Annotated in this window: 28 protein-coding genes and 1 other annotated feature; of the genes, 12 read left to right on the forward strand and 16 right to left on the reverse strand. The window is 61.7% G+C overall.

All coding sequences use genetic code 11. The features are described 5' to 3' along the window. Positions 1 to 75 precede the first annotated feature (75 nt). The 4 genes from AAFP32_RS12665 to AAFP32_RS12680 form a co-directional block, all read right to left on the reverse strand. Positions 76 to 1,056: a pseudouridine synthase gene (locus AAFP32_RS12665; protein WP_350269410.1), complete on the reverse strand. Its 981-nt coding sequence runs from the start codon at positions 1,054 to 1,056 to the stop codon at positions 76 to 78. Positions 1,057 to 1,094: 38 nt separating this feature from the next. Continuing rightward, on the reverse strand, positions 1,095 to 1,337 hold the full coding sequence (locus AAFP32_RS12670) for a hypothetical protein (protein ID WP_350269411.1): 243 nt from the start codon (positions 1,335 to 1,337) through the stop codon (positions 1,095 to 1,097). 380 nt (positions 1,338 to 1,717) lie between these two features. After that, entirely contained in the window at positions 1,718 to 3,394 is a 1,677-nt protein-coding gene (locus AAFP32_RS12675; RefSeq protein WP_350269412.1) for an acyl-CoA dehydrogenase family protein, read from the reverse strand. Continuing rightward, the gene (locus tag AAFP32_RS12680) at positions 3,391 to 4,014 is read right to left on the reverse strand and encodes a TetR/AcrR family transcriptional regulator (protein WP_350269413.1); all 624 of its coding nucleotides are present in this window, start codon (positions 4,012 to 4,014) and stop codon (positions 3,391 to 3,393) included. Before AAFP32_RS12680 ends, AAFP32_RS12675 begins: the two co-directional genes overlap by 4 nt. Before the next feature lie 73 nt (positions 4,015 to 4,087). Between AAFP32_RS12680 and AAFP32_RS12685 the strand changes: the two genes are divergently transcribed. The 4 genes from AAFP32_RS12685 to AAFP32_RS12700 all read left to right on the forward strand — a co-directional run bounded on the left by AAFP32_RS12685 (position 4,088) and on the right by AAFP32_RS12700 (position 9,875). Next, entirely contained in the window at positions 4,088 to 5,614 is a 1,527-nt protein-coding gene (locus tag AAFP32_RS12685) for a class I adenylate-forming enzyme family protein (RefSeq protein WP_350269414.1), read from the forward strand. Positions 5,615 to 5,723: 109 nt separating this feature from the next. After that, positions 5,724 to 6,119, forward strand: coding sequence for an SRPBCC family protein (locus AAFP32_RS12690; RefSeq protein ID WP_350269415.1), 396 nt, complete (start codon positions 5,724 to 5,726; stop codon positions 6,117 to 6,119). After that, entirely contained in the window at positions 6,103 to 7,296 is a 1,194-nt protein-coding gene (locus AAFP32_RS12695) for a hypothetical protein (protein ID WP_350269417.1), read from the forward strand. The genes AAFP32_RS12690 and AAFP32_RS12695 overlap by 17 nt, the downstream gene beginning before the upstream one ends. Before the next feature lie 32 nt (positions 7,297 to 7,328). After that, complete coding sequence (locus tag AAFP32_RS12700; protein WP_350269418.1) at positions 7,329 to 9,875, forward strand: PEP/pyruvate-binding domain-containing protein; 2,547 nt, start codon at positions 7,329 to 7,331, stop codon at positions 9,873 to 9,875. A gap of 173 nt (positions 9,876 to 10,048) precedes the next feature. Here the strand turns inward: AAFP32_RS12700 and groL are convergent, their stop codons facing one another. The 5 genes from groL to metG all read right to left on the reverse strand — a co-directional run bounded on the left by groL (position 10,049) and on the right by metG (position 16,525). After that, on the reverse strand, positions 10,049 to 11,638 hold the full coding sequence (groL, locus tag AAFP32_RS12705) for a chaperonin GroEL (RefSeq protein WP_350269419.1): 1,590 nt from the start codon (positions 11,636 to 11,638) through the stop codon (positions 10,049 to 10,051). Between the two features lie 36 nt (positions 11,639 to 11,674). Then, on the reverse strand, positions 11,675 to 11,968 hold the full coding sequence (groES, locus tag AAFP32_RS12710) for a co-chaperone GroES (RefSeq protein ID WP_009883265.1): 294 nt from the start codon (positions 11,966 to 11,968) through the stop codon (positions 11,675 to 11,677). Positions 11,969 to 12,367: 399 nt separating this feature from the next. Beyond that, the gene (locus AAFP32_RS12715) at positions 12,368 to 13,549 is read right to left on the reverse strand and encodes a ubiquitin-like domain-containing protein (RefSeq protein WP_350271499.1); all 1,182 of its coding nucleotides are present in this window, start codon (positions 13,547 to 13,549) and stop codon (positions 12,368 to 12,370) included. 340 nt (positions 13,550 to 13,889) lie between these two features. Continuing rightward, the gene (locus AAFP32_RS12720; protein ID WP_350269420.1) at positions 13,890 to 14,810 is read right to left on the reverse strand and encodes a TatD family hydrolase; all 921 of its coding nucleotides are present in this window, start codon (positions 14,808 to 14,810) and stop codon (positions 13,890 to 13,892) included. Then, the gene (gene metG, locus AAFP32_RS12725; RefSeq protein WP_350269421.1) at positions 14,810 to 16,525 is read right to left on the reverse strand and encodes a methionine--tRNA ligase; all 1,716 of its coding nucleotides are present in this window, start codon (positions 16,523 to 16,525) and stop codon (positions 14,810 to 14,812) included. The genes AAFP32_RS12720 and metG overlap by 1 nt, the downstream gene beginning before the upstream one ends. A gap of 108 nt (positions 16,526 to 16,633) precedes the next feature. Between metG and AAFP32_RS12730 the strand changes: the two genes are divergently transcribed. After that, complete coding sequence (locus tag AAFP32_RS12730) at positions 16,634 to 17,014, forward strand: transposase (protein ID WP_350269422.1); 381 nt, start codon at positions 16,634 to 16,636, stop codon at positions 17,012 to 17,014. Here the strand turns inward: AAFP32_RS12730 and AAFP32_RS12735 are convergent. Beyond that, positions 16,915 to 18,096, reverse strand: coding sequence for an IS30 family transposase (locus tag AAFP32_RS12735; protein WP_350269423.1), 1,182 nt, complete (start codon positions 18,094 to 18,096; stop codon positions 16,915 to 16,917). The two genes, AAFP32_RS12730 and AAFP32_RS12735, sit on opposite strands and share 100 nt — an antisense overlap. Positions 18,097 to 18,227: 131 nt before the next feature. Between AAFP32_RS12735 and AAFP32_RS12740 the strand changes: the two genes are divergently transcribed. The 6 genes from AAFP32_RS12740 to AAFP32_RS12765 all read left to right on the forward strand — a co-directional run bounded on the left by AAFP32_RS12740 (position 18,228) and on the right by AAFP32_RS12765 (position 21,055). Next, positions 18,228 to 18,521 (forward strand): hypothetical protein, encoded by a 294-nt coding sequence (locus tag AAFP32_RS12740; protein WP_350269424.1) that lies wholly within the window; start codon positions 18,228 to 18,230, stop codon positions 18,519 to 18,521. A gap of 194 nt (positions 18,522 to 18,715) precedes the next feature. Then, positions 18,716 to 18,883: a hypothetical protein gene (locus AAFP32_RS12745; RefSeq protein ID WP_350269425.1), complete on the forward strand. Its 168-nt coding sequence runs from the start codon at positions 18,716 to 18,718 to the stop codon at positions 18,881 to 18,883. Further along, positions 18,844 to 18,972, forward strand: a sequence feature (AL1L pseudoknot). (Overlaps the previous gene by 40 nt.) Next, positions 18,934 to 19,803 (forward strand): IS3 family transposase, encoded by an 870-nt coding sequence (locus AAFP32_RS12750; RefSeq protein ID WP_350269426.1) that lies wholly within the window; start codon positions 18,934 to 18,936, stop codon positions 19,801 to 19,803. It overlaps the preceding feature by 39 nt. 177 nt (positions 19,804 to 19,980) lie before the next feature. Next, entirely contained in the window at positions 19,981 to 20,490 is a 510-nt protein-coding gene (locus AAFP32_RS12755; RefSeq protein ID WP_350269427.1) for a hypothetical protein, read from the forward strand. 3 nt (positions 20,491 to 20,493) lie between these two features. Next, positions 20,494 to 20,730, forward strand: a complete 237-nt coding sequence (locus AAFP32_RS12760) for a hypothetical protein (protein ID WP_350269428.1) — start codon at positions 20,494 to 20,496, stop codon at positions 20,728 to 20,730. A gap of 88 nt (positions 20,731 to 20,818) precedes the next feature. Next, positions 20,819 to 21,055, forward strand: coding sequence for a hypothetical protein (locus AAFP32_RS12765; RefSeq protein WP_350269430.1), 237 nt, complete (start codon positions 20,819 to 20,821; stop codon positions 21,053 to 21,055). Positions 21,056 to 21,132: 77 nt separating this feature from the next. Here AAFP32_RS12765 and AAFP32_RS12770 read toward each other — a convergent pair whose 3' ends face one another. From AAFP32_RS12770 to AAFP32_RS12780, 3 genes are all read right to left on the reverse strand, one after another. Continuing rightward, complete coding sequence (locus AAFP32_RS12770; RefSeq protein ID WP_350269432.1) at positions 21,133 to 21,447, reverse strand: hypothetical protein; 315 nt, start codon at positions 21,445 to 21,447, stop codon at positions 21,133 to 21,135. Positions 21,448 to 21,473: 26 nt separating this feature from the next. After that, complete coding sequence (locus tag AAFP32_RS12775) at positions 21,474 to 21,962, reverse strand: hypothetical protein (protein ID WP_350269433.1); 489 nt, start codon at positions 21,960 to 21,962, stop codon at positions 21,474 to 21,476. A 65-nt stretch (positions 21,963 to 22,027) separates the two neighbouring features. Beyond that, entirely contained in the window at positions 22,028 to 22,279 is a 252-nt protein-coding gene (locus tag AAFP32_RS12780) for a hypothetical protein (RefSeq protein ID WP_350269434.1), read from the reverse strand. A 140-nt stretch (positions 22,280 to 22,419) separates the two neighbouring features. Between AAFP32_RS12780 and AAFP32_RS12785 the strand changes: the two genes are divergently transcribed. Beyond that, positions 22,420 to 23,804, forward strand: a protein-coding gene (locus AAFP32_RS12785) for an IS3 family transposase (protein ID WP_350269435.1) whose coding sequence is annotated in 2 segments (ribosomal slippage) — positions 22,420 to 22,738 and positions 22,738 to 23,804 — 1,386 coding nt in all. Because the reading frame shifts where the segments join, the coding sequence is not laid out codon by codon here. Positions 23,805 to 23,932: 128 nt separating this feature from the next. On the opposite strand, the gene AAFP32_RS12790 is transcribed toward AAFP32_RS12785, so the two are convergent. From AAFP32_RS12790 to AAFP32_RS12800, 3 genes are all read right to left on the reverse strand, one after another. Next, positions 23,933 to 24,163 carry a hypothetical protein gene (locus AAFP32_RS12790; RefSeq protein ID WP_350269436.1) on the reverse strand — a complete coding sequence of 77 codons (231 nt, stop codon included), beginning with the start codon at positions 24,161 to 24,163 and terminating at the stop codon, positions 23,933 to 23,935. 123 nt (positions 24,164 to 24,286) lie between these two features. Beyond that, positions 24,287 to 24,565, reverse strand: coding sequence for a hypothetical protein (locus AAFP32_RS12795; protein ID WP_350269437.1), 279 nt, complete (start codon positions 24,563 to 24,565; stop codon positions 24,287 to 24,289). Between the two features lie 9 nt (positions 24,566 to 24,574). Then, positions 24,575 to 25,153, reverse strand: coding sequence for a hypothetical protein (locus AAFP32_RS12800; RefSeq protein ID WP_350269438.1), 579 nt, complete (start codon positions 25,151 to 25,153; stop codon positions 24,575 to 24,577). Positions 25,154 to 25,713: the final 560 nt, after the last annotated feature.

Consider the following 25,713-nt stretch of genomic DNA (forward strand, 5'->3'; position numbering starts at 1 on the left):
GTGTCCTCGCGAATCGTGGGCACTGTTGTCGTGCGGCCATGGCGCGTTTCTGATGCGCCGAGGGGCGCTGCCGCTCTAATACGTCTCCCCCAGGGACAATGCCGACTCGAAGCGACGTTCGAGTCCCGTCAGCGGATCGTCGAAGCCGATCGATGCCGCCAGCAGCTGCAGCGGCGAGCTGAAGTCGTAGGGGTCCGGTGAGAGGTCGACGGGATAGACCGGATCGCCGAGGATCGGCACCCCCAGCGCGTTCATGTGCACCCGCAATTGGTGGGTCTTGCCGGTCATAGGTTCGAGTTCGTACTCTCCGACTGTTGGCACCGGTTCTCGCCCGTGGCCATCGGACTGTCTCGCCGAAGCCGGGGCGAGTTCGCGGAGGAGACGGATCCGGCTGATCGCATTCGGCTCCCCTGCGACTTCGAGAACCTGTCTGCCACCGCGCGGCTTGATCAGCCTCGACTGCCTGATGAGAGGCAGCTCTATGTCCGCAGACGCCAAGGGTGCCAGGGCCCGGTAGGTTTTGGCGACCTTGCGGTCCTGGAACAGCCGCTGGTATCGACCGCGGGTCTCTGGTCGTTTGGAGAGGATGAGCAGTCCGGCGGTGATCCGATCGAGACGATGGATCGCGACGAGATCGGGCTGATCGAAGTCGATGCGTGCCCGAGTCACGACGCATTCACGCACGAAGCGGCCGTTGGGAGTGCTGGCGAGAAAGTGCGGCTTGTCGACGATGAGCAGCTCATCGTCTTCGAACACGATGCTGATCTCGAAGGGAATTCGCGCCTCCGCCGGGACCGGACGGTGGAAGAAGTAGAAGCCACCGGGAATGACAGGATCGCCCCATGCGACCGGGGTTCCCTCCACGTCTCGCATGTCACCGACGGTCAGGAGGCTGCGCAGCTCAGCCTCGGCGGCCGTGGGGAACTCTCCGCTCAGCCACCGTCCGATCGAATCGGGGACGGCCAGGTTGGCTTTGCGATGCGTCTCCTGCCCGCCCGGGGCACGCAGCGAACTCGCGGAGATTCCCTCGCGCGGAGGCAGCGGACTGCGTGGCATCAGTTCAGTCTAGCGGGTTCACAGCGGCCGGAGCCGGTTCAGTCTTCCCACTGGGTGCAGGTCATCGTTCCGTTGAGCACCGCGGAGCCCAACGCAGTCTCGTCGAAGGACACACCGTCGTCCGTGTAGCTGACACCCTTGGGCTGATTCGCCTTGAAGGGTTTCCCGTGCCCGGTCTTGACCATCGCGAAGTCCGAGTTCTCGGCCTTGACCAGGGGCGGCTGGTTGTTCGTCTTGCCGATGATGTGGTGGATGTTTCCCGGCTCTCCAGAGCAGTACACGTCGGTCGGTGAGATCGTGGTCTTCTTCGAATCGACTGTGACCGTCAGCTTCTGTTTGCCCTCTGCGGTCGTGTCCGCCGCGTCCGTGCTCGCCGGAGCCTGACTGCCGCCGTCCTCCGGTGCGGAGGATTCGCCGGCAGCGTCGTCTGTCGGAGCCGAGGTCTGCGCTGCCGATTCCGAGGCTTCGGAGGTGTCAGACTGCGCCTCGTCGGTCGGGGAAGATCAGCCACCTAGGCAGAGAAGACCGATGATGGCAAGGGGTGAGATCAGTCTGGAGCGCATACAGCCATTATGGTGCGAAGGTTCCCTGCCCGAGGCAGAAAACTGCTTTGATCGGACGTGTCATTAGGCACATATATCAGAACGCAGCGCTGGGAAACTCAGGCTCGATCGACGAGGAAATCGATGTCGACGCCCTCGGGCAGCGCGCCGTATTCCCAGCCGCGGTCGGGACCCAGCCGTGCCTGCACAAAACTTGCGGCCACCTCCGCAGGGGCGGACTCCAATAGGATCGCCGCCTGCATGAGCAGCGCCATCCTCTCCACCAGTCCCCGCCCCTTGGCCGACAGACCGGCAAGTGCATCCGGTTCGCCGCCGGCCAGGTCTCTGGCCGCAGTCTGCAGCGACCCTGCCAGCGATTCGAAGGCAGCATCGAAGTCCGGGTGCCGGCCCAGCCCGGTCTCGAGGAAGCCGAGGAACGCCTTCGCCGTGGCAGGTTCACGCCCGAGGGCACGAAGCACGTCGAGGACGATGACGTTTCCCGACCCTTCCCAGACCGCCATGACAGGCTGTTCGCGGTACCGGCGAGCCAGCGGGAAGGCCTCCGTGTAACCGTTGCCGCCCAGGCATTCGAGCGCCTCGTAGGCATGTCCGGGTCCGCGCTTGCAGATCCAGTATTTGCCCACAGCCGTGGCCAGACGCCGAAAGTCCGCGGCATCGGCACCCTCGTCGTCATGAGCGGCAGCCAGATGCATAGCGGTGAAGGTCGCGGCCTCGGATTCGAGCTGCAGATCGGCGATGACCGCGCGCATGAGCGGCTGGTCGATGAGTGTGGACCCGAACGCCGCCCGGCCACGCGCATGCCACGCGGCTTCCGCCACCGACTGACGCATTCCTGCGGTGGACCCGAGGATGCAGTCGAGGCGGGTCTGCGACACCATCTCGATGATCGTCCGCACTCCCTTGCCCGGTCCTCCCAGCAGCCAGCCGACGGTCGAGTCGAATTCGACCTCGGACGAAGCGTTGGACTTGTTGCCAAGCTTGTCCTTAAGTCGCTGAATCCGCACACTGTTGAGTCCACCACCAGGCAGGATGCGTGGAACGACGAAACAGCTCACCCCCTCGTCGAGCTGTGCGAGAACGAGGAACGCATCAGACTGAGGTGCCGAACAGAACCACTTGTGACCGGTGATGAGGTAGTGGTCGCCGGACGGGATCGCGCGGGTGGTGTTCGCCCGCACGTCGGAGCCGCCCTGCTTCTCGGTCATCGCCATGCCGAAGGTGACAGCGGTCTTCTTCGCCGGGTCGATCCGGCGCGGATCGTAGTCGGTTGCGGTGGCTTTCGGGATCCAGAAATCGGCGAGCTTCACATCGGCACGCAGGGACGGCACGACGGCATGCGTCATCGACACCGGGCAGGCGTGGCCGGGTTCGATCTGGGAGAAGAGCATGAACCTGGCGGCGCGTTCCGGGTTCGCGCCCGGGCCCGGATTGGTCCAGGCATGTGAGTGGGCGCCGCTGCGCAGTGCTTCGCCGATGATCCGGTGGTAGGCGGGATGGAACTCGATCGAGTCGACTCGGTTGCCCCACTCGTCGTGAGTCGCAAGCTTCGGCCCGTGCTCATTGGCCAGACGGGCGTCGTTGATGAAGTCCGCACTGCCGACCAGGTCCCCGATTCGACTGAGCTCGGATCTCGACGCTTGGGGCGCGTACCTGTCCACGGCGTCGAGGAGTGCGGTGTTGAGGGTGAATTCGTTGATATCCCGCCGAGGCGGTGCCTGGTTGATCACCGTGTGCGTGGCGAATGGTGCCGGTTGAGTCGATGTTTCGGTGCTCATTGTTCTCCTCTTGCTGTGCGCGGTTGCCCTATTGCAGTGCGCGCGAATGTGGACAGTGCGGCGGTGAGGGCTTCGACCTGCGGGGCACTCGGTCGCTCTCTGGCGGGATCGAGAACATCGACGAGATTCTCCACGATGGATCCGACCAGCGACCGAGCCACCACCTCGGCGGGGATGTCGACGGCATAGCGCCCAGTGAGCCCCGTCGCGATTGCGGCGACGTATCCGCGCCGGAATGCTCGGCGTTCGATCTGCACGGTGTCCGGAACCTCTTCGAACAGGAGTGCATGGGCGAGAGTGCGCCCGGCGACGGCGCGTCGGATGAAGACATCCAGGAGTGCGTCCACGATCTCGACCGCGCTCGTCGACGACTCGATAGCCGTCGTCACGACGGCAAGCTCATGTCGTGAGGCATGAGCGAACACGGTCCCAAGCAGTTCGTCACGGTTGGAGTAGTAGGTGTAGATGAGCCCGGTGCTGCACTCGGCTTCGCGAGCGACAGCGGCAACGCTCGCCGAGGCGAATCCACCCCGGACGATGACATGGCGGGTTGCCTCTTCTATCCGGGCGCGCCGGCGCTGCGCCTTGGCACGGGTCCTGGATGTTTCCCGGTAAGCCACGTCTGCTCTTTCCCAAAGAAGTGAATCATGGTTCAATTGTTATTGATTATGACATCCGTCACAAGGAGAAGCAATGAAGCTCGGCACTATGCTCGATTCGACTGTTCAACGCAATCCGGACAAGGAGGCCTTGGTCTACGGGGACGACCGGTACACCTACGCCGAGGTCCGGGACCGCGCACTCAGAGCCGCCAGTGTGCTGGCGCAGAATGGGATCGCATCCGGAGACGTCGTCGGAATCATGACGTTCAACGTCCCGGGGTTCGTCTTCGCCGCATTCGGTGCCTGGTACCTGGGAGCCACCGTCGTTCCTGTCAATCACAAGATGCAGGCACCCGAGGTCCGGTACACGATCGAGCATTCCGGCGCGAAGCTGGGGATCGTCAGCTCCGAGCTGGCCGAGACTGCACGCAAGGGCGCTCCGGACATCACGTGGCTGGAGACCGAATCCGATGCACCGGGCAGCTTCGACACTCAGCTGGAAGAGGCGGAAGCGGACGACTTCAGCGAACCAGGCCACTTCACCGACGAACACGTCGCTCAGATCCTCTACACCTCGGGAACCACGAGCTCGCCCAAGGGGTGTGTGCACTCCCATCGCAATATCTCCCAGGTCGCGACCCTCATCAGCCTGAATATGGGATATGCCAGTGACGACCGCTATCTCATCTGCATGCCGATCTGGCATTCTGCACCACTCAACATCAGCCTCATGCCCACCGTGCTGACCGGCGGCACTATCGTCCTCCAACGCCAGTACCACCCCGTGGAGTCGATGACGATCATCGCCGAAGAGAAGATCACGACCTTCTTCGGTCCGACCGTCGCCTACGTCGCTCCGATCATGACCGCCAAGAAGCTCGGCACCGAATTCTCCGACTACGACTTCTCCACCATCAGGCGCTGGAACTACGGTGGGGCTCCGATCGACCGGTCGACCGCGGCCATGCTCATCGAAGCCTATGGGACGGACCAGTTCTTCAATCTGTTCGGAATGAGCGAAATGGGGCCCACCGGCTGCATGCTCAGGCCAGAGGATCAGCTGCGCAAGGCCGGATCTGTGGGCCGGACCGCGATGGTCGGCAATGCGATGCGCGTCGTCAAAGCCGACGGCACAGCTGCCGGTCCGGGAGAGACCGGGGAGATCTGGTTCTCCGGTGACACTCGCATGCGCGAGTACCTCAACAACCCCGAGGCGACCAGGGCAGCGTTCGAGGGCGATTGGTACAAGAGCGGCGACATTGCCAGGCTCGACGAGGACGGTTACCTCTACATCGTCGACCGCACCAAGGACGTCATCATCGTCGGCGGTGAGAACGTCTATTCGCTTGAGGTGGAGGAGGCCATCATCGCTCATGAGAGGGTCGCCGATGTGGCGGTCGTGGCCAGACCCGACGCGGAATGGGGCGAGAAGGTCGTCGCCGTCATCACCACCGCGGACTCTCTGCCCTTCGACGTCGACGAGCTGCGCGACTACCTCTCCGACAAGCTCGCCAGGTACAAGCTGCCTCGCGAGGTCATCATCACGGAAGAGCTGCCCCGCAACCCGTCCGGAAAGCTGCTCAAACACAAACTGCGCGGCGAGGTGGCTGCCGGATAGGGCCAGTCAGATCACAGTCACCAGCCGTGGACCTCACTGGGCGGCGGACCTCACTGGGCGGTCGGCCTTGCCTCTGGCCCAATCGCGGCCCCTGTGGTGGACTTGGGCCATGAGCTTCGACGCACAGCACATTTCGCAGACGATCCGTTGTGACCCTTCCGATATCGCGGTCTTCGCAGGCAACCCGGCGAACCTGCCACAATGGGCGGTCGGCCTCAGCGCGGGCATCTGCAACGAGGCCGGTCGCTGGATCACCGACTCACCGCGGGGAGAGGTCGAGGTCAGTTTCCGGCCGGGCATCGAATTCGGGATCCTCGACCATGACGTGATCTTCCCCGACGGCACCACCGTGCACAATCCGCTGCGTGTGCTCCACAACGACGATGTCAGTGAGGTCGTCTTCACCGTCTACCGCCTCCCGCATGTCAGCGAGGAGGAATTCGCGCGCGACACCGAGGCTGTACGGATGGATCTGGAACGACTGCGCGATGTCCTCGAAGGTTGATCGACCAGGTGACGTCCGGGGAGCTGGTGGCTCTCTGGGGTGGGGACACCGGTTCGTCAACGCCGCCATGCGCACCCTGTACTTCGGCCGTATTCCCGTCCTCGATCTCGGTGAAGCAGGGCACGCACTGCGGGAGGGCTCTGCCAGCCGCGACAGATCTGCCCACCGTGTCCTCCGCCCTCGCCCGCGCCTCATCGTCTCCAGCCACCGCAACGGGGCGATCGACGGGCATCAGGTGCTCGCCGCATTTCCGCAGGCGCAGTTCCTCATCTCGATCCAGCTCGTGCGCAGCTGGTTCCTGCGCCTCTTCATCGCCGGCATCCCCGTCGTCCGCCCCAAGGACGTTGAGCGCTACAACCTTGATCCTGCTTCGGTGGCCAGCCCGGTCGAAGCCGGCTGTGCCCACCTGCGTCGAGGCGGTGACCTCGGGATCTTCCCTGAAGCCAGCAGCGAGTGGGGCCACCGGCCTCAGCCCTACAAACCTGGTGCAGCACGCATCGCCTGCACCCTGATCGACGAGGGCATCGACCTCGAGGTGATCCCGGTGGGCCTGTTCTATTCGACCCCGGACCGGTTCCGTTCCCGCGCCGAGGTGGTCTGCGGAACCGCTGTGACGATTCCGGCTCGCAATGGCAAGGATCGGTCTACGTGGGAGGCGGAGGTCGCCTCGGCGATAGGATCTGGTCTCGACGAGGTTTCGGTCAATTGTCCCGACGAGCAGTCCTTCGAACGGATCCAAGCCGAGGCACTCGAGGACGCTCGCTCCTCGGCTAGCGCACCGGCATCGTTCGCGAGCGCTTTCCTCCACCGGCAGAAGGTCGTGTGCCAAGGCGAGCGGCCGGAGCAGGTCGCCCAGGGACGGGATGCTCCGCCCACGCGGGTGGACTCCGCGGAGGTGGAGGTGACTGCGCGCCGATTCCCGGTCCTGCGCGGAATCGGGTTCGCCCTCATGTGGCTCTTCGCCCCGGTCCTCGCGGCAGGTGCCTTTGCCGGATCACGCGCGGACGGTCGCAATACTGTCACATTCTTCCGACTCCTCGGCGGCTTCGCAGCGGTTATGGTCTGGGTACCGGTACTCGTCGTTGCCGCATTCTTCTGGCCCCTGGTCATCGGAATCGGCATCGTCAGCGCTGTCTGCGGCTGGCTGCTCCTCGGCCTGAACCGCTTCCGCCTGTGATCGCCCCACCTGAGACATCCCTAGGAGCATTCGTGACACTCACCCTCGGCTTCACCGATCCTCTCGCCATCGAACTGGCCACCAGCGGAGGCAAGGGCGCCAGCCTCGCGAAGTCAGCGCAGGACCTGCCCGTACCCGGCGGCTTCATCGTCACCGCCGACGCCTACACGCAGTTCGTCGACCCTCTGCAGGCTCAGATCACCGAGCTCATGAGCAGCGACAGACCCGCCGAGGCGATCGGCGACCTCATCCGCAGCGCTGCCATCCCCGGCACCTGGCTCGCCGAATTCGAGGCGGCGGCCAAGGCCGCTGGACTGAGCGACCAGGCGGTGGCGGTCCGCTCCTCCGGCACCATGGAGGATCTGCCCGGTGCGGCCTTCGCCGGGCAGCACGACACCTACCTGGGTGTTCGCGGAACCGAGGCAATCGCCGAGGCGGTGCGCGACTGCTATGCCTCCCTGTGGAATCCGCACGCTTTTCGGTACCGTCAGCAGCTCGGCGTCGACCAACTCGACGCGAAGATGGCCGTCGTCGTCCAGCTCATGGTCTCAGTCGGTGCTGAGGAAGCCGCCGGGGTCGCGTTCTCCGTCGACCCGGTGCGCGGCAACACCGACGAGGTCCTCATCAACGCCGCGTTTGGCCTCGGGGAGACCGTCGTCGGCGGGGAGGAGCCAGTCGACGAATTCCGGATCGCCCGAGCCGACGGCACCCAGGTCGCGGCCGAGATCGCGGACAAGCCGAGGGCACTCATCATGCATGAGCCCTCCGGAGACGAAAATGTCGGCGGCGACGATCACGGCGATGCGCGGACGAGGGAGGTCCACCTCGGCGAGGATCAGCGCACGCGTCCCGCACTGAACGCCGAGCAGGCCCGAGCGGTTGCCGAACTCGCAGTACGGGCAGAGGACCATTTCGGTTTCCCCCAGGACATCGAGTGGGCCTTTTGCGGTGATGACCTCTTCCTCCTGCAGTCCAGGCCCATCACTCGGGTCGCACCACGGTGGACCCGGGACGAATCCGCCGAGCGGTTCCCCACACCGGTGACACCTCTGACCTGGGATCTCGTCGAAGCAGGCTTCCATACCTCGCTCAACCACAGCTTCGATCTCATGGGCCTGCCGCCGTTTGGCGACAAGTGGTTCGCCATGCGCGACTTCTATATCTACGGCAATCAGACGGCTGTCGATCTCTACGCCGGCAGGCTGCCGACGAATATGCTCTCCAGCGTCGAGACCATCACCGAATCGTTGCCGGAGATCGCTTCTCAGTTCGGCTGGGTGCAGGAGCTGCCGGTGCAGTGGATGCGCGATCTCGACACGTATCTCATCGGGATCGGCAAACTCTCGCATGAGCCGCTCCAGGACAAGACCCTGGCCGAGGTGTGGGAACACGTGATCGCCATCAGCGACCTGGGTACGGAGTACTTCCGCCCCAACATCGCGATCTCCCTGACTCAGCGCACGCTCTACGGGGCGCTGTCGCACATGCTCGAAATGGCGCTGGACAAGGAGGCGGCACAGCTCGTGTTCGAACGGCTGCTGGCCTCCACGGAGACGAAGACCTCCCAGGTCAACGCCGAACTCTGGGAACTCTCACGCAGTGTGCGCAAGCATCCTGAGCTGCTGTCCGCGCTGCGGGCCCGCACAGGTCACGACGGAGTGGAGGTGCTTAGCGGTTTTCCCGATTTCGCTCGGGACTTCGAGTCGTTCCTGGCCAAGCACGGTCACCGCGAACTCGACTTCGACGCCTACCACCCGACGTGGGTCGAAGCACCGCACATCGTCCTCGATCAGATCCGGCTGTTGGCGGACCGGGCCGAGAACGCCTCGGTCGATTCCGACCTAGAGCGCAAGGTCGTGCAGGCCGAGACCGAGCTGGCCGTGGTCAACGCGGCTCCCGAGAAGCTGCGCTATCTGGTCCAAGAGGTCATCCGCCTGGCCCGGGCGTACACGGCGCTGGATGATCTGGAGCACTATCAGACCACACGACTGACGCTGCCGATGCGCCGTGCTCTGCGGGAGCTGGGCCAGCGACTCGTCGACCAGGGCGTTCTTACGGACCCGATGGATGTCTACTTCATCAACTATGAGCCCCTCGACGAAGCGATCCGCGCTGCCAACGGGCAGCACTCCCCCGCCGAGGCGCTGTCAGTCCTGACTGCGATCGCTGAGCAGAACAAGGCCGGGTACCAGGCGGCTGTCGTGCGCACGCCCGAGTGGGAGCACGGCCGCACTCCTGAGGCCGGCGAGGAAGCCGATGGTGACTTCATCAAGGGAACCGCCGGAAGCCCCGGCGAGGTCGAGGGCGAGGTCTTCGTCGTCCACAGCCCCGAGGACTTCTCGTCCTTCCCCGACGGAGCCATCCTCGTCGCCCGGACCACGAATCCTGCCTGGACGGCCCTGTTCTACCAGGCCAGCGGCGTCATCACGGAAAGCGGCGGCGCACTCTCCCACGGCGCGGTCACGGCCCGTGAGCTCGGCCTGCCGGCGGTCATGGCCGTCCGCGACGCCACCAGTCGATTCACCTCGGGACAGAGGGTGACGGTCAATGGCAGCAACGGAACGGTGGCGCCGGTCTGAGAACCGCCTCGGCGAGGGATGACCACCTCTCCCGGCGCAGCTCGGCACCACACTGCGTGAACACTTCACTCTGATGAGGCGAGAGACACGTGTGGCCCGGAACGTGATGTTCCGGGCCACACGAGTATCAGATCAGCGCAGTCACAGCGCGCCGATGCGAATCAGATGAGGAATCAGTCCTCTTCTTCTTCCTTCTTCTCCACGACCAGTGTCTCAGTGGTGAGAACCAGTGCGGCGATCGAAGCGGCGTTGCGCAGTGCCGAGCGGGTGACCTTGACCGGGTCGATGATTCCGGCGGCGATGAGGTCGCCGTAGGAATTGGTGGCTGCGTTGTATCCCTGGCCGGACTCGAGGTCCTCAACCTTGGACACGACGACGTAGCCGTCCTGGCCCGCGTTTTCGGCGATCCAGCGCAATGGCTGGACGACGCCGCGCTTGACGATGTCGGCACCTGTGGCCGCATCGCCGGTCAGGCTCAGGTCGTTTCCGGCCAGAACCTTGGCTGCGTGGATCAGTGCTGATCCACCGCCTGCCACGACGCCCTCTTCGATGGCTGCACGGGTAGCCGACACTGCGTCTTCGACGCGGTGCTTGCGTTCCTTGAGCTCCACCTCGGTGGCGGCGCCGACCTTGATGACTGCGACACCACCGGAGAGCTTAGCCAAGCGCTCCTGCAGCTTCTCGCGGTCCCAATCGGAGTCGGTGTTCTCCACTTCGCTGCGGATCTGGGCGACACGACCGTTGACGTCCTCGTCGGAGCCAGCACCATCAATGATGGTGGTGTTGTCCTTCGTGACGGTGATGGTGCGGGCGTTGCCGAGCTCTTCCAGAGTGACCTGGTCGAGCTTCATGCCCATATCGGGGGTTACGACCTGGCCGCCGGTGAGGACGGCGAGGTCCTCGAGGATCGCCTTGCGGCGGTCTCCGAATCCGGGTGCCTTGACGGCGGCAACGTTGACGATGCCGCGCAGCTTGTTGACGACCAGCGTCGACAGAGCTTCGCCTTCGATGTCCTCGGCCACAATGAACAGTGGCTTTCCGGCCTGCTGCACCTTCTCCAGCACAGGGAGGAGCTCCTGGATGTTGGAGATCTTGCCCTGGTTGATGAGGATGAGCGCGTCGGAGAGCACGGCTTCCTGGCGGTCAGCATCGGTGACGAAGTGCGGCGAGAGGTATCCCTTGTCGAACTGCATTCCCTCGGTGATTTCGAGTTCCACAGAAGCGGCCTGGGATTCGTCGATCGTGATGACGCCGTCCTTGCCCACCTTGTCGAAGGCATCGGCAATGAGCTTGCCGATCTCTTCTGACTGAGCGGACAGACCGGCGACGTGTGCGATCTCCGAGGAGTCGGCGACATCGCGAGCGATGGTTCCGAGTTCGGTGGAGACAGTCTCGACAGCAGCTTCGATTCCGCGCTTGAGGGCGCCTGGTGCGGCGCCGGCGGCAACGTTGCGCAGACCTTCGTTGACGAAGGCCTGGGCCAGGACCGTCGCGGTGGTGGTTCCGTCACCGGCGATGTCGTTGGTCTTGGTGGCAACTTCCTTGGCCAGCTGAGCGCCAAGGTTTTCGTATGGGTCGTCGACCTCGACCTCACGAGCGATGGTCACACCATCGTTGGTGATCGTGGGTGCGCCCCACTTCTTGTCGAGAACAACGTTGCGACCCTTGGGTCCCAGCGTCACCTTGACGGTGTCCGCGAGGATGTTCACACCCTTTTCGAGTGCACGACGGGCCTCGTCGTTGAATTCCAGATTCTTAGGCATTCGTCCTCCTGTCTGTGAAGTAGTTGGTCAGGGGATTCAGCCGATGACGGCGAGCACGTCACGAGCCGAGAGCACGAGGAACTCTTCTCCTGCGTACTTGACTTCGGTGCCGCCGAACTTGGAGTAGATGACCTTGTCGCCGATGGCCACGTCGACTGGGACGCGGTTTCCGTTGTCAGCAACGCGGCCTGGGCCCACTGCGACAACTTCGCCTTCCTGAGGCTTTTCCTTGGCGGTTTCGGGGATGACCAGACCACTGGCGGTAGTCTGCTCTGCTTCGACCTGACGGATGACAATCCGATCTTCGAGTGGCTTGATGGAGACCGACATATCGGGCCCTCTCCCTTCGCTGGGTTCAATTCTTCTTTGAGTCAGACGGCGGCGTATGCCATGATCCCCTCGTCGTCGCGGGTGCCGAGCGGATCGACCGTCTCATAAAACTGGCACTCAATGAGTGCTAGTGCTAATTCGACTTTAGAACGCTCTTAGCACTCGGTCAACTCGAGTGCCAAGGATTGTCCACGCTCTGGGCGAAACCCCAGAAAGATCGACTCATGCATGGGTGCAGAAGGGTCCGCGAGCGGTCACTCCGGGGCCTGCACTCCGCGTGCACGCTGCGCGCAAACGGTTGGAACCTGCCCCTCGCCCGAGTGAATACAAGTGCGGACCCGGGGTGCTCCCCGGGTCCGCACAATTAGCTGATCAGGTCAGCTCATACGTCAGTTTCCATCAGGCACAGGCCCACTGTCCCCAGCCGGCCGCAGCCTTCAACTTCTTGGCACGGTCAAACTGCTCCTGCGGGCTGGCATCTATCGGATTGCCGCTGCCACCCATGGACTGCCACGTGGCGATCTTGAACTGGAAGAGACCGAAGTGAGCGCGGTTCGACTGGTTCACTGCGCGCGGGTTGAAGTTCGACTCGCACTTAGCGACCTGGTACCACTTGGATCCCGGTCCACCGAGCATGTTCTTGATTTCCTGGGTGCTCATGTCGCCACCGCTGGAGCCGGAGCCGCCGCCGGTGGACTTATCATCAGAGCCGGAGCCGCCCGAACCCTTATCAGAGCCGCCGCCTGTGGACTTGTCACCTTTGTCGGAGCCGCCGGTGCTCTTGTCATCAGAGCCGCCGGTTCCGTTGTCAGAGCCGCCTGGGTCCTTCGCGGGAGCTTCCTTGGTCTTGGTGCCCTCGATGATGACCTTGGCCTTGGGCTCGGAGAGGACCTTCTCGTCCTTCTTCTCCTTCTTCACCTGTTCGCCGTTGACGGTCTTGACCTTGTACGAGATCTCCTTCTGACCGTCCTTGCCCTTAGCTTCGACCTTGGTCTCGCCCTGGTACAGGGAGTCAGACTTCTTCTTCTCGACCTTGGCCTTGATGGCCTCCTTCTCCGTGACCATGTCGTTCTTCACGCGGTTCACGGTGAGGACCTGGCCATCGGAGACCTTCGAGCTGAGGGGGACGGAGAGGAAGTCGTCCTTATCGAGTTTCAGCTTGGTCTCGCCGAGGGCTTCCTTGGCGGTGCCCGCTGCGGCCGAGACCTTGTGATCCTTGCCATCGGCAACGATGGTGAGATCCTTGGCGGTCGTCACATCGATGTCGTTGCCCTCTTCTTTGAGCTTCTGATTCGGCTCAGTGCTGAGGTCGGCGCCCTTCGCGTCCACACCGAGGTCGGCCAGTGCCTGACCGACGGTGTTCGCGTTGGTCCACTCATCGCTCTTCTTGCCATCAACGGACAGTGAAAGCTCCTTCGCGGTATTGACGGTGATCGTCATATCCCGCGAGATCTTCTTGTCTACGCCTGGCTTGATCTGGTCCCGCTTCTCGATGTCGAGGTCGCGGCTGTCGAGGACGTCCCCCACTGTGCCACCGAAGGTCCGAACCTCTTCGGACTGACCATTGACATCCAATGTCACAGGCTTGTTCATGGATACAACGGCACCCGTGCCACCCACGAGTCCGGTAATCACAACCGCCTGTGCAGCAATTTGCACTTTGCGGTTCTTGAGAAAATCAATCACAAAAATATCCCTGGGGCAGAGGTCATCAACTCGTCTACTGTAACCGATTCGTTACACGGTTCGCAAAATATCACGAACATGTAACAGCTAGGCTGCCAGAGTTGGCGCTCTGACCAGGACTTCCCTATGTTTCCGGGCTTCGTCACAGTCGTGACATTTGCCCGCCGAGGCCGCTGATCGTGCGTCATCCGCACCCTCGCGAAGGCGGTCGTTCAGTCCCAGCTTCGGCGGTCTTTCAGTCCCAGCTTCCGAGCGCGGTCTCCGCGTTCTTCCACACAGCGGCGCAGAGGTCCTCTTCGTTCATCCCACGCACTTCGGCGAGCATGCGTGCCGTGATCGCGGTCAGATAGGGACCGCCCGGCTTGCCGCGGTGCGGGTGCGGAGTGAGGAACGGAGCGTCGGTCTCGGTCAGCAGCCGATCCAGTGGAGCCGCTGCCGCCGCACGTCGGAGTTCATCCGCGTTCTTGAACGTGAGGTTGCCGGCGAAGGACATGTAGTACCCGTGATCTGCGCACTCGCGGGCCATCGCCTCGTCCCCGGAATAGCAGTGGAAGATCGTGACCTCGGGGGCGCCCTCCTCCCGGAGGATGCGCAGCACGTCGGAGTGGGCCTCACGGTCGTGGATCTGCAGGGCCTTGCCGGTGCGTTTGGCGATCTCGATATGAGCCCGGAAGGACCGCTGCTGTTCCGCAATACCTTCCTCGCCGGTGCGGAAGTAGTCGAGTCCGGTCTCCCCCACCACGCGCATGCGGTCATTGGAAGCCACGAGCGACTCGATCTCCGTGAGCGCATCGTCGAGCATGCCGCGTTGGGCCAACCTCGGTGCTTCGTTCGGATGCAGTGCCGCACCGCCGAGCATCCAGGAGCGGCCCTGTTCTGACTGTTGTCTGACCAGCTGGGTCGTCCACCGTGCTGCCGGCAGGTGGCAGCCGATCTGCACGATGCGCTGCACCCCGGCCGACTGGGCGGTGTCGAGGAAGTAGTCGAGGCTCGGGAACTCCTCATCCGCGTCAGGTCTCACCTCAGGCTCGGGCTCGCCGGCACCCAACGGCAGTCGCACACCCGTGCAGATATCGAGATGCGTGTGGGTGTCGACAACCGGATGGGCAAGCGGCTCAGGCACCGGAGGATAGGTTCCGGCGGCGCGAGAGGCCATTATTCGGTCTCCTCCACGAACTTGGGGAACACCGGGACCGGCTTCGGCAGCGGGATGCCTGGCTCCAACGGAAAATCGATCGCGGCGAATGAACGAGGATCCACCTCGGCGGCATTGACACCGCTTTCGGCCGATTCCGCTGCCATCGATGAGATTCCCGCAGCGGCGGAAGCCGCACCTGCGGCGACGCCGACTCCGGCGCTCACGGTCACGGGAGCCATCGCCTCGGCGCCGGCGCCACTGTCAGTCGCCGTCGGCAGCACCTTCGCACCGGCTTCACCGACGCCCTCGGGCACGCCGAGAGAGTTGAGGATCTTGCCCGCGGATTCGGGCATCACGGGCTGGATGAGGATCGAGATGATGCGCACAACCTCGATCGTGACCCACAGTACGGTGGCCATGCGGTCGGTATCGGTCTTCTTCAGCTTCCAGGGTTCTTGGGCGGAGAAGTAGCGGTTGGCCTCGGACAGGACCTTCCAGCAGGCCTCGACGTAGAGGTGGAGGGCCTGGGTGTCGACGTGGCGACGAGCGGTGTCGGGGACCGCGCGGGCCAAGGCCAGGAGGGTTTCGTCGTCCTCGGTGAGTTCACCGGGCTGCGGAACCTGTGCCTCGCAGTTCTTCGCGATCATCGACAGCGAGCGCTGGGCGAGGTTGCCGTACTCGTTGGCGAGGTCGGAGTTCTTACGGGTGATGATCGAGTCCTTCGTGTAGGACCCGTCATTGCCATAGGAGAACTCGCGGAAGAGGAAGAAACGCAGGGTGTCAAGACCGAATGCGTCGACGAGGTCGATGGGATCGACAACGTTGCCGACGGACTTCGACATCTTCTCACCGGCGTTGAAGAGGAAGCCATGGGCGTGGACGCGCCCCGGCAGCTCGATGCCGGCGCTCATCAGGAACGCAGGCCAGTAGACGCTGTGGAAGCGGATGATGTCCTTGCCGATGATGTGGACGTCGGCGGGCCACCACTTGTTGAGGCGCTCCTGATCATCGGGGTATCCGGCTGCGGTGAGGTAGTTCGTCAGAGCGTCGATCCACACATACATGACGTGTTTCTCGTTGCCGGGCACCGGCACACCCCAGTCGAAGGTGGTGCGCGAAACCGAGAGGTCCTTCAGACCCGAGGCGACGAAGGAGGCGACCTCGTTGCGACGCGAATCGGGGCCGAGGAATTCAGGGTGAGTCTTATACAGTTCGAGCAGCTTGTCCTGGTACTTCGAGAGACGGAAGAAGTAAGACTCCTCCTCCGTCCAGGTCACCTCGGTGCGAGTCTCCGCCGACAGGCGAACACCGTCGACGACTTCGGTCTCGTCCTGCGTGTAGAAGGCCTCATCACGGACCGAGTACCAGCCGGCGTAGGTGTCGAGGTAGATGTCGCCAGCCTCTTCGAGCTTGCGCCAGATCGCCTTCGACGCCTCGTAGTGGTCTTCGTCGGTGGTGCGGATGAAGCGGTCAAACGTCGAGCCGAGCGCGAGTTGGGTGTCGCGGAAGTTCTTCGCGTTGTCGTCGGCGAGCTGCTTGGGCGAGATGCCCAGCTTGTTCGCCGCCTGCAGCATCTTGAGACCGTGCTCATCGGTGCCGGTTGCAAAGAACACCTCGTGATTGTCGAGGCGCTTGAACCGCGCGATCGTATCGGCCGCAATGTACTCATATGCGTGCCCGATGTGGATGGCCCCATTGGGGTAAGCGATAGCTGTCGTCAAGTAGTAACCCATAGGTTCCACAGTCTAAGGGACGCCGGGACCCCACCGTGCAAAGCCCCGTGCGGCGGGGTGTGCGGCCGTATGGTTTTGTGAGACAGGTTTTAAGGAGCACTCACAAACATGACCACCAGGAAGAAGTACACCCGGAAGTTCAAGGACGAGGCTGTTGAACTCTTCCTCGCCTCCGATCTCCCGATCACCCAAGTGGCTACGAAGGTCGGGGTGAAGGCCGGGACTCTGGGCAACTGGATCAAAAGATACCGAGAAGCCAACCCGGAGAAGTTCGATACCGGCGAACAGGAATCGGTGTCGTTTGCCGAACACCAGAAGGTCGTAGCCGAGAACGCAAAGCTCAAACAGGAGATCGAGTTTCTGGGAAAAGTCAGCTTAGATTCAAATCGTCAAGGCAACACCTCTGGTTTTCGGGTGGTGAGGTCGTGCTGGGCCTCGAGCGGTGTTCGGAAGCTCAAACACTTTCGGGGTCGGGTGTTGAGCTCATGAGCAATGACGTCGAGAGCTGATTGGTCGTAGGCCCCGAGGTCGGTCTTCTTCGGCAGGAATTGTCGCGTCAGCCCGTTGGTGTTTTCGTTCGTTCCTCGTTGCCAGGGGCTGCGCGGGTCGGCGAAGAACACCTCGACACCCGTGCTTTGGCTGATGGCCTCGTGCTCGGCCAGCTCCATCCCTCGATCCCACGTCAGTGTCCTGACTCGTCTTCGGACCTGATTGTGATGGTTGAGGCGGTTGATGAGCTGGTCTTTGACGCAGGCAGCGTCGCGACCGGGCGTGGCGACGAGATCGAGAACGCGGGTGGCTCGGTCGACAAGGGTCGCCACCTGGGTGGTGTTCGGCCCCAGGATGAGATCGCCTTCCCAGTGGCCGATTTCGCTGCGGTCTTTCGCTGCCTCGGGGCGGTCGTCGATGGAACGCGCATTCTTGATCTGAGACCGCCACTGCCCGCGCGTGGTGTAATGCTTGCCGTGGCGTATCGGTCGGTGACGGCGCAGATTGTGGTGGATATTGTGCGGCAGGGCTTTACGTCCTGAGTTGAGGTAGACGCCGCGATAGATGGCTTCGGCGCTGATGTGCATTCGCCGATTCTCGGGGTAGTCACGGTCAAGGCGTCCGGCGATTTGTTCGGGCGACCACCAGTGCTTCAGCCGCTTGGACACGTAGTTACACAGGGCTGGATTCCTCTGTAATTTCAACCGCTGGGGTCGGCCTCTTCGCCGTTGCGCGCGGTCATTGGCATCAACGGCTCGGTAGGAATTCACCCCCTTGTTGCGGGTGATTTCGCGGCTGATGGTCGATGGAGCCCGGTCCAAAGCCAATGCGATCCTCCGAATGGAGGTGCCGGCTGCGATGCCGCGGGAGATTTCCTCGCGTTCGGCCAGCGTCAATGATGCCGTTCCCGGACGAGGGGTGGGGTAGTAGATTCCGCCGCGGGGTTTCAGGATGGAGAATACTGATCCCGGCGGTACTTTGACGCTGCGTGAAATGTGGCTGAAAGAGTGACCGTCCTTCCACAGCTCCCAGACTCTTCGGCGTTCTTCTTCGGGTAGGCCTGGTCGTCCAATCTTGGCCATGTTCGCCTCCTGGCTGACGGGGTGTTGCACTCACGGTTTGAGTCTAAGAGCGCCTTCTTTGCCGCGAAGCAACAGTAGACGACCTCTACGAGTTCATCGAAGCAGAGAAGGCCACCTATTCGATCGCCACGATGTGCAGGGTCCTCAGAGTCTCCCGGGCCTCGTTCTACCGGTGGCGGACCCCAGCAGAACCTTCACCGCGAGCTGCCCGTCACGCGATGCTCGTCGACAAGGTCACAACGAAATATAACGAGTGTGCCGGTCGCGCAGGCCGGGACCAACTGGCCCGGCTACTCAACGCCGATGGCATCGCGGTATCGGAGTCAACGGTCGGGGCGATTATGCGCGAGATCAGTCTGCGCGCAGTCAGGGCCCGGGCATGGAAGACCACGACCGTCCAGGATCCCCAGGCCAACGTCGCCTGAATCGCTCCGGGGATAATAGAGGCAGGGAGATTGGAAGAAGGAGATTCTCTCATGCCAGTGAAATACACCGATGAGCTCAAAGCTCGTGCCGTCGAGCTCGTCATGCATGCCCAGGCCGATCCTGAGACCGCGAGCAGGCAATCACCCGCGTCGCGAACGAACTCGGCCTGAGCAAGGAGACCCTGCGAGTTTGGGTGCGCAAGCACAAGGACTCCGGCAGAGCCACGCCGACGGAGTCGGTCGACCTTGAGGCCGAAAACCGTCGACTGCGCGCCGAGTTGACCGAAGCGAAACGGGCAAACGAGATGCTTCGCCGGGCGTCGGCTTTCTTCGCGGCGGAGCTCGACCGCCCATCCAAGTAATCGTCGATTTCATCGACGATAATCGTGACGAGTTCGGAGTCGAGCCAATCGTGCGCGCCCTTTCAGGGACTGCTGCACGGATTGCTGTGAGCTCGTACTACGCCTTCGAGAAGCGTGAACCCTCGGCACGTGCCCTTCGTGATCGGGAACTCATGACCCTCATTGGGAACGTGTACGAGGCGAACTATTCCTGTTATGGGGTGCGGAAAATGTGGAAGGCGATCAACCGCGAGTATGCGGACCGGTTCGGGAATATCGCTCGGTGCACGATCAAGCGGTTGATGCACCAGCTGGGCATCGATGGTGTCCGGCGGAGGCGGAAGCGTCCGAAGACAGCCTCGGCCAGGGCCGAGGAGTGCCCGGAGGATCTCGTCGAACGTGAGTTCACAGCTGAGGGTCCGAACTGTCTCTGGGTCGCCGACATCACCTATATTCCGACCCAGGCTGGGTGGGTATACACAACGTTCATTCTCGACGTCTTCCACCGCGAGATCGTGGGCTGGCAGGTGACGAACCATATGCGTGAGTCTCTGGCCAGGGACGCGTTGACGATGGCTCTGGCCGCGAAGTTCAGGGCCGGCGAGGATGCGTCCGGGCTCGTGCACCACTCGGATCGCGGAGTCCAATTCAGGTCGATTCGCTACGGTGAGACCCTGGCTGACTCCGAGGTCGTGGCATCGGTGGGCTCTCGTGGGGATTCATACGATAATGCCATGGCTGAAGCACTGAATTCAGTCTACAAAGCGGAACTGATCGACCGTCGCGAATGGTCGGGGTTGATCGAGGTGATGGCAGCGACATCGAAATGGACCGGGTGGTACAACCGGCAACGACTGCATTCGGCGATCGGATATCGACCTCCGTTCGAGGTCCAAGCTGAGTGGACCAACCAGGGTGCGACCGCGAGCGTAGCTGCATAGAAAACCAGGAAAAACAGCCTCTATGAAACCCGGTGCTTGACAGACTCCGGAGCAAGGCACAAGGCTGAAACTGGCAAGTAAAAGCACATTTAGCTCCAACGAAATGAGGCATTACCATGCACTCGAACACTTCGCACCCAATGGCGAGCGAGGCCCTCGATTGGTGTTCTCACCGTCGTGCTGGCACTCACGCTCGCGATGTTCGCCGGACAGCCCGCCACCGCGACCACGACCGACTCCTCGGACGACCCGGGAATGTTCCAGGGGCCAGACGGCCTCGAACGTGGCATGGCCGAGGCTAAGGGTGGTCTTGGAATCCGCTTCGACCTGCAGCCAGGCGACGAGATTAAGATCTCCGACAACAAGCAACTCGCGACCGTTATCGCCGCCGATGGGACAGAGCTCGTGCGGTTCGATAGCCCGAAGGTCGAAGGCTCAGAGCACGCTATCTTCCTCTATGATGACGACGTCCTCACAGCTGAGGCAGCCAATGCGGATGGCACCCCTGTCGTCTCCGCACAAGGTTGTCCAAAGGCCTCCGCTATCAATTGGGGTTGGACGATCCTGTGGGACGGCATGGTGTGCGTCCCATTCGGGCTCGCTACCGGAGGCGTCGGCGGATTCATGTGCGGAGCCGCCGGAAGTGGCGTCTCCTCCTTCGTCCCCTGGGACAAGGTCTGTGACTAAGAGATGAGACACTTCATTCTCGTACTCGCTGCTGCGGCCACCACCTTTCTGATCGCGGCCGCAACAGCCGTACTCACGCACAAGCAGATCGACCTGTCACTCGTCCTGACCTGGATCCTGAACACGGCGCTCATAACTGGAATCGTCGAATACACGTGGCACACACGAGCGCGGTCCACCCGTGACAAGGAAGACCACCGTAAGGAACGTCCAGCGAGCCCGCGCGCAGACTGGCAGTAATCGGAAGCAACGGAATCTGCAAGAGCAGTAAATCGCTTCGCATCACCGGCACTCCCGGTGGTGACGCGGTCAAGGAGATGAAGTGCGTATGACTCTCGACCGGGAGGAATCCCAGACGATGGGCGATCTCAAGAATCAGCGCCTCAAGAAGTTTGGGCTCAAGGCGCTCGTGCTGATCCCCACCGCCTTGCTCGGATGGCTGCTCGGGATGAACAGTCCCATGGGCGCTGCCGTACCCGTCATCATCCTCGTCGGCGGGGTCGTCATCCTCGTCATCGACGGCGTCTTGAGACACAGGACAGAGAAACGCACCGCGCACGGCTGAGCGTCCGTGAGTGCGTTTTCACAACGACATGACATAGCAACAGCCCGTCACTTTCGTGGTGACGGGCTGTTGCTATGTCAACTTCCCGTTCGTTTCTCTCTATGTTCTGCGCGGAGAGTATTGACCCAGTAGGGGCCGATCGTGATGACAGTTGAGATCGTGTAAGCCTTCGCTTCGGCTGCATCGACGAGTTTGTCCACACGTTCTCGGTTGTCGTCGTTGATGCTCATCTGGTCGTAGTAGAACCGTAGGCCCCCGAACTTTTCATTGACCTGATCGACTTTGTATCCCGGTTCGATGCTGCCGATCTTGTTATCGAGATCGAGAATGAGCTGGTACCAGCCTGCCTGGCACTCCGGGTAGGCCCTTCGGCGTTCATAGAATTGACCCATCTGGTCTTCATTCATCAGTCTTCCGATCACTTGCTTCTACGAAACAGCCGGCGCAAGAACGAACCGCCGGCCGTTGGCTCTGACCGGACCGATTCGACCGCGGTCGAATCGGTCCGGTCAGGCCCGGTCACGGTCATACCGTCGTGGTCATCCTGGTCACGAGACCCGGCTTCGAACATCCTCATAGCCGTACGGAGGTCATCGAGGTTGTTCTGCAGGGTGCTCACTTGGGTACGCAGATGCTCAACCTCACGTTGCTCAGTGAGCAACTTCTGCTCAAGGTCGTGAAGGGTTTTCACCTGGGGTGATGGGTTTTGACCATGGTCATGACTATGGTCAAAATTGTTGTGAGTAAGGTCGGTGACTACCCTCTGACTATGGTCAGGAGGGGAGGGCTGACCAGGGTTGAGGCCAGCTGCGATCAAGTCCGTGACCGGAATCGTCCAGGCACCACGGGCACCCTGGGCGGCATTCGGTAATGAACCGTTCTTGATGCGGCGGCGGATCGTGGCCACTGACACCCCACACTCCCGTGCGGCCTGCTGGATGCTCCAGGACGGCCGTGGCGAGCTTGTCGTGGTCATTGGTCGCGTGCTTCGAGTTCGTCGCGGTGACGGCGCTGGAACGGGGAGAGCAGTTCAGACGGCATCCGCAACACCTTCATATCCTCAAGCTCCTGGATGTCTTCGGGTGTGACGTGGATGTTCATGTGCCCTCGACCAGCGGTGAGGGCGAGCTTTTCCGAGGTGACGGGTGACCCGGTTTCACCACAGGCAGGGCATTCCCACCGGAGGGTGGGGCCATTGTCGAGGGGGAGGACGAGAACGTCCATGAGCTGCCCGTCCCCCTACGTGTCAGGCTGGAGCAGGACCACGGTGACAGAGCAAATCAGTCCGACCACGTAGGGCGAGAACCAGGAAGCCAATCAATATGTCGAGTCTCGTTGTGGCCGAAGTAGGCCAAAATGGGTCCATGAGTAGTTCCGGACCGCGTGCCGGTGGACCGTCCCGTCGAAGGTCGTTCACTCCCGCGCAGAAGCTTGAGTTGTTGACCCAGTACGAGGACGCCTGCACCGGCAAGGAGGGCGGTGCTTTTCTGCGGGAACAGGGTTTGTATTCCTCGCAGATCGCTGAATGGCGAAAGCTTCGTGATGCCGGTGCTCTCACCGGAAAGAAGCCCGGGGAAACCATTGGCAAGCTCTCTGCAGAACAGGTCGAGATCGCGCGTTTGCGCCGCCAGCTGGAGGTGAGTGAGGGCCGGTTGGAACGAACCGAGGCTGCCTTGGGAATCATGGAAAAACTCTCGGCGTTCTTCGAGAACGCCATCAAGGAATCACCGGACGAGCCGAAGTCCAGAAAGAAATGACCAGCGCCTACCGGCATTTGGTGGAGGCGGCTGTTCCGACGCGGCAGGCCGCGGCCCTGCTCGGCCTCTCACGCACCACGATCTACCGTCAACCTGCCGCCCCGGTGGACCACGAGCCGGTGGTGCCGCCAAACAAGCTGTGTGCCGCGGAGCGGGCCGAGATCCTGGCGGCACTGAACTCCCCGGAGTTCGTGGACCTGGCGCCCCTGCAGGTCTACGCGAAGCTACTCGATGAGGGCATCTACCTGGGCTCGGTCTCCACGTTCTACCGGGTCCTGCAGGAGAACGAGCAGGTCAAGGAGCGCCGCCGGCTGGCCAAGCACCCGGCCCGGGCCATCCCGGAGCTGGTCGCTACCGCACCTGGTCAGGTGCTCAGCTGGGATATTACGAAGCTGGCTGGCCCGGTGAAGGGCAAGTACTTCGATTGTTACCTGATGGTGGACATCCATTCGAGGTTCATCGTCGGCGCGCACGTGCACGCCACCGAATCAGGGGTCCTGGCGATGGAGATGATGAAGGAGATCTTCGGCATCCACGGCATCCCCGAAATCGTCCACGCCGACCGCGGGACCTCGATGACGTCGAAGACCGTTGCCGGACTGCTCTCGGATCTGGAGGTCACCCGATCCCATTCCAGGCCCCGGGTGAGCAACGACAACCCGTACAGCGAAAGTCTCTTCAAAACCATGAAGTACGGGCCAACCTTCCCCGATCGCTTCGCGTCCCTGAGCGACGCGCGGGCCTTCATCAGTGAATTCGTGGATTGGTACAAGCACGCTCATCAGCATTCTGGCATCGGGTTCCATACTCCAGCCAACGTCCACTATGGCTTCGCCGATAGCGTCGCCGTGAAACGCTCACAGACCTTGGCTGCCGCGCGGGCCAAACACCCCCAAAGGTTCAGCAAGGCCACCGATCCCAAGATCCTGGCCCTACCCGGACCGGCATGGATCAACCAACCAAAGGAGGGCACCGAAACAGAGGCAGCCTAACCACTGCCTCACTCACCCTGGTACCGCTTGACTTGAAAAATTCCGAAGGCCTCGTTGAACGTTGGGACTGATGCAGCGTTTGGTGACACTGCCACCGGCACCTGCCAGTCCCCTCCTTGTTCGGACGGCTAACGCTTCTTTTGAGCTCGCTCAGCACCAAACAGCACGGCTGCTGCCGCCATCGGGACAACGATGAACATCGCCCAATTGTCGACCATTGTCTGTCCAACGTCGCCTTTTACGGCACCGACTATCGGTATGACTACAAACGGCACAACCGATATCGAAATCCAGACGAGCAAATAGTCCAGTTTTGATTCAGGCTTCTCTGTGAAGAAGCGTTGGAAAGCTCCAGGCATGATCTTTCCTTCAGCAGTACCGACTCGGTGACATGCTCATGCGGTGTGAAGCGGACTGTCGACAAGTTCGAGTTCCCCCGGCGTGTACTCAGGGACTGCTCGACAGCTCGCAAGTGAAGATATTCAAATATATTCTAGTTTCTTCAATATTTTCGCTCGGGATCTATGTAGCTTCCACCAGCTGTAAGTTCCCGTGGCCGTGACCTTCCCCAGTTCTTCGAGGCCAGGTATATCTCGATCCTTCAGGGTCCTGTCGATTTCCTCTTTATCCTTTCCCTTCATCGATTCAACTAAAGAGTTAGCTTCTTCGACTCGTGTGTTCGAAAAAGGATGGGAAGACAGTTCTTCGTCTATATCTTTCAGTTGATTCTCCAAATCAGACTGAGAAGGATTTTTGAACATCAACGTATCCTACTTTCCGAAGACACACGCAGCGGCAGCTCGACCAAACGCACCGGCAATCGAAGCCCAGGTGCCCATCGACGCGATTCGGGCGATATCCGGTGTGCTCAGACCCAATCCAACCAAACATTTGACGATGAAATACGGCAGTGCGTGTGTTTCCACGGAGACCGGATAGTCGACTTCCCCCGCTTCTTCCTCACTGATAGTTTGCGCCAGTGTTCCATCGTGTATCTGGAACTCAGTTTGCACCTTTTCCCCGCTCGCATCTGTCGCCCTGGCTACTGAGACTGCGAACTTGGTCTCTCCAGATTCGTCGACAATCGTGTCTCCCTTACCCGAGTCCACGAGTCTATCTCCGGCCTCTAAAGCGAGAGTATACGAAGCGGAATCGTTCTGTCCCTCTCCGCTGATGACGCCCGCGAGTTCGACACGGGATTGGCTGGTTGCGAACTGTTGGGAAGCCACTGTGCTCGTTACTTCGCTGCCTGTCGCGATCCCTGGATTCAATGTCACCAGCAAGGTTGCTGATATCGCAGCAACCCCCGCGGTGGCCGTCCTTTTCATGCTTGGTCGTATAGCCAACATGATTGTCTCCTCTAGCTGAAAAATCTGCATAAACTATGTAATGTACATCACGCTACCAGGCTTGCTGTACAAGGAAAACAGGCGGTTATAAACAATTACAGCAAATGCATATATTAGCTACGATGCGATCAAGTTCCAGGTCAGGCTTTTCGGGAACGTGAGATAGGACGTTCTTCTTCACTGGTAATTACGGTGGGTTGAATCAGCTGACATTATCTGTGGACCGCGCAGAGTGTCTTCACCGAGTATCTGTCCCCTGCGGTAGTGACGGTCGAGTTGGAGACGCCACACACCTCGCAGGTCGTGTAGGCCTTCACTTCGGTGAGCCAGCTCGGGTGTCACCCGAACCTGCATCAGTCCCGTCGTTGAAATGGCCCTCGGGAGTGTCCGATAAGTCAGTCAGAACATTGTCCGACAAGCCCCGAGACAACCTGTCAGATAAGTCGCTAGACATCACAATGTGGGCCCTGAAACTTCGATCGATCCCCAACGCATCGTGACTCAACATGCAGCGCGTGCTGGCCCCTCCACCCTGGCTTCTCCACGCCGATCCGGTGCAG

The organism is Brevibacterium sp. CBA3109 (assembly GCF_040256645.1).
In the GTDB taxonomy this organism is placed as follows: domain Bacteria; phylum Actinomycetota; class Actinomycetes; order Actinomycetales; family Brevibacteriaceae; genus Brevibacterium; species Brevibacterium koreense.

What these genes read in the sequence shown, in the direction of transcription:
- AAFP32_RS12665 (WP_350269410.1), bottom strand. Translation starts at nt 1,056, where the DNA reads ATGCCACGCAGTCCGCTGCCTCCGCGCGAGGGAATCTCCGCGAGTTCG.
- AAFP32_RS12675 (WP_350269412.1), bottom strand. Translation starts at nt 3,394, where the DNA reads ATGAGCACCGAAACATCGACTCAACCGGCACCATTCGCCACGCACACG.
- AAFP32_RS12685 (WP_350269414.1), top strand. Translation starts at nt 4,088, where the DNA reads ATGAAGCTCGGCACTATGCTCGATTCGACTGTTCAACGCAATCCGGAC.
- AAFP32_RS12690 (WP_350269415.1), top strand. Translation starts at nt 5,724, where the DNA reads ATGAGCTTCGACGCACAGCACATTTCGCAGACGATCCGTTGTGACCCT.
- AAFP32_RS12695 (WP_350269417.1), top strand. Translation starts at nt 6,103, where the DNA reads ATGTCCTCGAAGGTTGATCGACCAGGTGACGTCCGGGGAGCTGGTGGC.
- groL (WP_350269419.1), bottom strand. Translation starts at nt 11,638, where the DNA reads ATGCCTAAGAATCTGGAATTCAACGACGAGGCCCGTCGTGCACTCGAA.
- groES (WP_009883265.1), bottom strand. Translation starts at nt 11,968, where the DNA reads ATGTCGGTCTCCATCAAGCCACTCGAAGATCGGATTGTCATCCGTCAG.
- AAFP32_RS12720 (WP_350269420.1), bottom strand. Translation starts at nt 14,810, where the DNA reads ATGGCCTCTCGCGCCGCCGGAACCTATCCTCCGGTGCCTGAGCCGCTT.
- metG (WP_350269421.1), bottom strand. Translation starts at nt 16,525, where the DNA reads ATGGGTTACTACTTGACGACAGCTATCGCTTACCCCAATGGGGCCATC.
- AAFP32_RS12730 (WP_350269422.1), top strand. Translation starts at nt 16,634, where the DNA reads ATGACCACCAGGAAGAAGTACACCCGGAAGTTCAAGGACGAGGCTGTT.
- AAFP32_RS12735 (WP_350269423.1), bottom strand. Translation starts at nt 18,096, where the DNA reads ATGGCCAAGATTGGACGACCAGGCCTACCCGAAGAAGAACGCCGAAGA.
- AAFP32_RS12740 (WP_350269424.1), top strand. Translation starts at nt 18,228, where the DNA reads ATGTGCAGGGTCCTCAGAGTCTCCCGGGCCTCGTTCTACCGGTGGCGG.
- AAFP32_RS12760 (WP_350269428.1), top strand. Translation starts at nt 20,494, where the DNA reads ATGAGACACTTCATTCTCGTACTCGCTGCTGCGGCCACCACCTTTCTG.
- AAFP32_RS12765 (WP_350269430.1), top strand. Translation starts at nt 20,819, where the DNA reads ATGACTCTCGACCGGGAGGAATCCCAGACGATGGGCGATCTCAAGAAT.
- AAFP32_RS12770 (WP_350269432.1), bottom strand. Translation starts at nt 21,447, where the DNA reads ATGGGTCAATTCTATGAACGCCGAAGGGCCTACCCGGAGTGCCAGGCA.
- AAFP32_RS12780 (WP_350269434.1), bottom strand. Translation starts at nt 22,279, where the DNA reads ATGGACGTTCTCGTCCTCCCCCTCGACAATGGCCCCACCCTCCGGTGG.
- AAFP32_RS12790 (WP_350269436.1), bottom strand. Translation starts at nt 24,163, where the DNA reads ATGCCTGGAGCTTTCCAACGCTTCTTCACAGAGAAGCCTGAATCAAAA.
- AAFP32_RS12795 (WP_350269437.1), bottom strand. Translation starts at nt 24,565, where the DNA reads ATGTTCAAAAATCCTTCTCAGTCTGATTTGGAGAATCAACTGAAAGAT.
- AAFP32_RS12800 (WP_350269438.1), bottom strand. Translation starts at nt 25,153, where the DNA reads ATGTTGGCTATACGACCAAGCATGAAAAGGACGGCCACCGCGGGGGTT.